Origin of the sequence: Gilliamella sp. Fer4-1, from assembly GCF_001690515.1 — a bacterium.
In the GTDB taxonomy this organism is placed as follows: Bacteria; Pseudomonadota; Gammaproteobacteria; order Enterobacterales; family Orbaceae; genus Gilliamella; species Gilliamella apicola_C.
Genome location: NZ_LZGZ01000180.1, coordinates 1 through 5015, shown reverse-complemented (window position 1 = coordinate 5015; position 5015 = coordinate 1). Strand labels below are relative to the sequence as shown.

Annotated in this window: 6 protein-coding genes; 3 read left to right on the top strand and 3 right to left on the bottom strand. The window is 34.8% G+C overall.

The genetic code is table 11. The features are described 5' to 3' along the window. Positions 1–35 precede the first annotated feature (35 nt). From A9G30_RS12675 to dtd, 3 genes are read left to right on the top strand one after another with little or no spacing between them, the layout of a single operon-like run. Positions 36–659: an SPOR domain-containing protein gene (locus A9G30_RS12675; protein ID WP_065588393.1), complete on the top strand. Its 624-nt coding sequence runs from the start codon at positions 36–38 to the stop codon at positions 657–659. Between the two features lie 9 nt (positions 660–668). Beyond that, positions 669–1511: a virulence factor BrkB family protein gene (locus A9G30_RS12670; RefSeq protein ID WP_065588392.1), complete on the top strand. Its 843-nt coding sequence runs from the start codon at positions 669–671 to the stop codon at positions 1509–1511. Between the two features lie 7 nt (positions 1512–1518). Next, positions 1519–1953 (top strand): D-aminoacyl-tRNA deacylase, encoded by a 435-nt coding sequence (dtd, locus tag A9G30_RS06190; protein ID WP_065588391.1) that lies wholly within the window; start codon positions 1519–1521, stop codon positions 1951–1953. Between the two features lie 151 nt (positions 1954–2104). Here the strand turns inward: dtd and metA are convergent, their stop codons facing one another. From metA to A9G30_RS06175, 3 genes are all read right to left on the bottom strand, one after another. After that, complete coding sequence (gene metA / locus A9G30_RS06185) at positions 2105–3037, bottom strand: homoserine O-acetyltransferase MetA (protein WP_065583069.1); 933 nt, start codon at positions 3035–3037, stop codon at positions 2105–2107. Positions 3038–3248: 211 nt separating this feature from the next. Beyond that, on the bottom strand, positions 3249–4061 hold the full coding sequence (locus A9G30_RS06180) for a peptide ABC transporter ATP-binding protein (protein WP_065588390.1): 813 nt from the start codon (positions 4059–4061) through the stop codon (positions 3249–3251). A 15-nt stretch (positions 4062–4076) separates the two neighbouring features. Next, on the bottom strand, positions 4077–5015 hold a 939-nt coding region (locus A9G30_RS06175), incomplete at its 5' end, for a peptide ABC transporter ATP-binding protein (RefSeq protein ID WP_065588389.1).

The following is a 5015-nucleotide window of genomic DNA, read 5'->3' as shown; positions in this document are numbered from 1 at the left end:
TGCAATATTAATAAAATAATAGAAGAGAGTTTATTGTGGTTCAGCGCGATTATGTAAGAAAAAAGAGCCAACCCCAAAAAAACAAGCAAAAAAATAAGCCTAATTTGATGATGTTCTTGGCTATTATTATCATTATTCTATTTTCCGCTATCCTTTATCTTATTGCAAACAATTCCCCTAAAAAAGCTATTGAACGACCAAAAGCAAAAACGCAACCGCCTGTGATGACTTTACCAGAGCAACCACAAGAGCGCTGGACATATCTAAAAGAATTGGAAGCGCCTAATGCTAGTTCTGGCTTATCATCAAGCTCAATTGCTAATGAAAGACAAAAAATATTAGATAGTTTTATTAATAATGCACGTATCGCTACACCTTCCTCACCAGGAAATACAATACAAAATCAGACTTCGAACATAGCATCACAAACAGCACAAACTATTAACAATAAATGGCTATTACAATGTGGAGCATTCAAGGATAAATCTAATGCCGACACACTCAAAGCCAAGCTTGCTATGACAGGCATTAGTAGCAACATTTCTTCAGGTCAGTTATATCGCGTCACCGTAGGACCATATACGAGTAAAAAAGAAGCGAATAGCGTATTAAACTCATTAAATAATAATGGGATTAATAATTGTGTTATTTCTAACTAGAAAAAAACGATGAAACTACTTAATAAAATACAGCTATTTACCAAAATGTTATGGGTTAGGATCAATAACGATCGCCTAACAACCTATTCTGCTGGGCTTGCTTATACTACGATACTTGCACTAGTTCCCCTTATTACCGTTATATTTTCATTACTGTCCGCTTTCCCGATGTTTGATGATGCTAGCCAATCATTAAAACAATTAATTTATAATAACCTTGTTCCTACCGCTAGTGATACCATCCAAAGCTACCTAGAACAGTTCATCACCAATACGAAAAAAATGACCTTTGTTGGCATAATTGGATTGATTGTTACATCTCTACTGCTCATCAATTCCATTAATACAACACTTAATCGTATTTGGAAAACTAAACGAAAACGTTCTTTTATGTACAATCTAGCTATATACTGGACAATATTAACGTTGGGTCCCATCTTAGTCGGCTCTAGCATAGCTGTCAGCTCTTACATATTTTCGCTAAAATGGTTTTCAACAGCAGCAACAAATACTATTTTACTTAGCATGCTGCCATTTATAATTTCGGTGATCGGATTTTGGTTACTTTATAGTATTATTCCGACCGAACCTGTGCCATTAAAAGAATCACTCATTGGTGCACTTGTCGCTGCAATATTATTTGAATTAGGCAAACGTGCTTTTTCGCTATATGTTACTTCATTTCCAACATATCAACTTATTTACGGTGTTGTATCATCCATCCCCATTATGTTAGTTTGGGTTTATTTTTCTTGGTGTATTGTGTTGTTCGGTGCTGAATTTGCTGCAACTTTAACTGACTATAACCAACAAAAAAAGCATGGAGTTGATAACCAGCCATTATCGGAGTAATTAATTTATGATCGCCTTAATCCAACGAGTTAAACAAGCTAGTGTTACAGTAGAGAATAATATTCTTGGGCAGATTAATCAGGGTTTACTAATTTTACTCGGTGTTGAGCAAGGTGATGACGAACAAAAAGCAATTCGTTTATGTGAAAAGGTATTAGGTTACCGTATTTTCAGTGATAGCGAAGGAAAGATGAACTTAAATGTTAGCCAAGCTAACGGCGAAGTATTGGTTGTTTCTCAATTCACACTGGCAGCAGATACTAAAAAAGGAATGCGTCCTAGTTTTACTAAAGGCGCAAAACCTGATGAGGCAAATAAACTTTATCAAGTTTTTGTCGAACAATGCCAACAAAAAATATCAACTAAAACAGGACAATTTGCCGCCGACATGCAAGTATCTTTGATCAACGATGGCCCAGTAACATTTTGGTTACAAGTTTAACCATATAATCAAAAATACATTTTGATTATATTTGATAAATTATCGCTGTTTTTTATATTTTCATTAACAACAATTAAAATGAGTTCTTTTAATTTCCTGTTAATTTTAACATATCGGATACTAGCAAAGTAGAAGATGAGCATTAACTAAATTAATCATCAATCGTTAAATTACGAGTAGTCAAATCATATGGCGTTAACTGATAAACATAATAGTTAAGCCAGTTACTAAATAACAAATATGCATGGCTACGCCACGTTGCTTTTGGTGCAATATCAGGGTTATTATCAGAAAAATAATTATAAGGAATATCTGGATTCATACCTGCCTTTACATCACGAACATATTCATTAGCTAATGTAAATGAGTCATATTCTGGATGCCCTGTTACAAATGCCATACGTTTATCAGGGGTTGCCATTAAATAAGGCCCTGTCATATCGGACTTTGCCAGAATAGTTAAATCTGTATAATTGCTAATTTTATCAATTGGAAAATCCGCATAACGGGAGTGTGGAGCTAAAAAAGTATCATCAAATCCACGCGTTAAAATTGCATTAGCCTGAACAATTTGGTGTTGATAAACGCCTGACAACTTATGTGCACGAGTAAATTTAGGTAAATCATATAATATATTCAATGCAGCTTGAACGGCCCAACAAACAAACATAGTCGATGTCACATGATCTTTTGCCCACGTTATAATTTCAGTTAATTTAGGCCAATAAACGACATCAGAAAAAGCGACTTTACCCAAAGGCGCACCAGTAATAATTAATCCATCAAAATTTTGTTCGCGAATATCATCAAAATCACAATAAAAGCTGTTTAAATGCTCAACTGGTGTATTTTTTGACTCACGTTGATCGATACGTAGTAATTGAATATTTATCTGTAAAGATGAATTAGATAGTAAGCGTAAAAATTGATTTTCAGTCTCTATTTTTTTAGGCATGAGGTTTAGAAAAAGAAGCTTTAGTGGACGAATTTCTTGATTATTAGCTCGTGATGAGGTCATAACAAACACATTTTCATTACGTAACACATCAACAGCGGGTAATGAGTCAGGAATACAAATAGGCATAACAAAAGCTCCTAAAAACGATAAATTAGTTTTAACAAAAAATAGACGTCTAGAAATCCATATAGCTAAATATAGTGCCTTTTAGTTTATTTGTCGAGATTTTTTATTTAACAAAATCATTATAATAATCAGATTAAAAACAGCTGCATAATCCAAAGAAAGTGATCATTTCCTCACACGCTAAAATACAAATAATAGCTAAGTTTATTAGCTAAAAAGTGCGCGTATCAGTCCGCCATGTATCAGCAGTCAACGCCTCACCAAAGTAGCTATTTATCAATTTTTGGGTAATATCACTTAATGGTGAAGCCAATACTTCAGCAGTATTGCCAGACTCAACAAGATCACCATTGTGCATAACTAAAATATCATCACTAATATGTTTCATCATACCAATATCTTGTGTTACATAAACATAAGAAATATTTTGTTGAGCTTGTAACGACAGCATTAAATTAACAATCTGCGAGCGCATAGAAATATCTAACGCGGCCAAAGCCTCATCAAGAATAATGACCTTGGGCTTTAAAATTAGAGCTCTTGCCAATGCTACACGTTGCTTTTGACCTGCTGCCATCAAGGAAGGATAATAAGAGGCATGTTCGGGCAATAATCCAACTTGCTTTAATACACTACTAATTAGCTTTTCACACTCATGAGCATCATAATTGGTATTATATTTAAGTGGAATTTCTAACAATTGTCCAATACGCAGCCTTGGATCAAATGAACTTTCAACATGCTGAAAAATCATTCGAATCAGTTGACAACGATGACTATAATCGCCGTATTCAACTTTATTACCAGCAATCCAAATATCACCACTATCGGGTTTTATCATACCAACTAACATTTTAGCCAAGGTCGATTTTCCGGATCCATTCTGCCCAATAATTGCCAAAGTCTTACCTTCATTTAATGAAAATGATACTGGATTAACCGCATTAATTTGTAAGTGACCAAAAAGCCCTTTAGCTATTTTAAACTGCTTTGATAAGTTACGTACTTTTAATATTGGATTCATTTTTATTCCTATTGTTTATGGTAACTCATCAATATTTAACGGAAAATGGCAAGCAACAAAACGATCTTTTATCGGTAGTAATTCGGGTGCTTGAATACATTTTTTTTGTGCATAAGGACATCGTGGTCCTAATCGACAGCCTATAGGTAAATGCTCCAATGATGGAATCACACCGGGTAAGGTATTTAACGGACTTTTATGTGGCATTGCTTTACCAAAATCAGGGATTGCATAAATCAGCGCCTGAGTATAAGGATGATAAGGTGATTTAATTAAATCTTCACTATTAGCAACTTCAACGGTTTGTCCACAATACAGAACATTAATACGGTCAGTCCATCTGGTTACCATTTGCAGGTCATGATTAATAAGCAAGATAGTTGTGCCCAAATTCTGATTCATGCTAGCCAATAGCCTAAATATTTGCGCTTCGGTTGTTGCTTCCATTGCATTTGTTGGCTCATCGGCGATAAGCAGTTTTGGCTGATTAGCTAATGCGATAGCTATCATAACTTTCTGGCATTCACCTTCAGTCAATTCAAATGGATAAGATTTTAATATTTCCTGATGATTTTTAATTCCTACTCGATGTAATAGCTCAATAGCTCGATGTTTACGCCAAAATAACCTTTGCCACCAATGCCCCTTAAATGTTCTTCTCAGTATAGCGTCTATTAACTGTTGTCCTACTTTCATAGAAGGATCTAAACAAGATTGAGGCTCTTGAAATATCATGGATATATTCGCACTAATGACTTTTCGTCGCTGCCTAGGCGTTAGCTTAAGAAGATCAATATCATTAAAATAAAAGCGATCTGCTGAAATTTTCCAGTTATGATTAGTAACGCCTAAAATAGCTTTAGCAATAAGGCTTTTCCCTGAACCAGACTCTCCAACAAGGCCGCGAATCTCACCTTCAGATAATTTCAGATTAATCCGGTCAATTGCACGCAA